The organism is Oleiphilus sp. HI0043 (assembly GCF_001634935.1).
Genome location: NZ_LWEY01000642.1, coordinates 1 through 523 on the forward strand (window position 1 = coordinate 1; position 523 = coordinate 523).

Below are 523 nucleotides of genomic sequence, written 5' to 3' on the forward strand. Positions count from 1 at the left end.
AAACTCATACTCTTTACGTTCACCACTGCGATCAATTGCTAGTGTTTCGAAATCAAAAAGCTGGGTATCCGCTAACTGGGAAGGCGATACATTCTGTAAGGCTGTGAAAATTGACTCAATTCTTGAAGGGTGTTCTTTTTCCCATTGAATAAGCATTTTCTTAATGGATTGACGCTGGAGATTTTCTTGCGAACCACAAAGATTGCACGGAATGATCGGGTAAGCCTTCACCAGAGCAAACTGCTCAATATCTTTCTCACGACAATAAGCCAGCGGCCTAATCACGACATTTCGCTTGTCATCAGAAAGCAGTTTAGGTGGCATAGCTGACAACCTTGAACCATGAAACATGTTCAGAAACATGGTCTCAACGATGTCATCTTTATGATGGCCTAAAGCTATCTTATTCGCTTTAATCTCCTCAGCAAAGGAGTATAAAGTACCACGACGTAAACGTGAGCACAGGCCACAGGTTGTCTTGCCTTCTGGTATCTTGGACTTAACGATGGAGTAAGTATCTCGA

The 523-nt window shown here is 42.4% G+C and carries 1 protein-coding gene; it reads right to left on the reverse strand.

The genetic code is table 11. The annotated features are described in order from the left end of the window. On the reverse strand, positions 1–523 hold a 523-nt coding region (gene ttcA, locus A3729_RS07750), incomplete at both ends, for a tRNA 2-thiocytidine(32) synthetase TtcA (protein WP_082882047.1).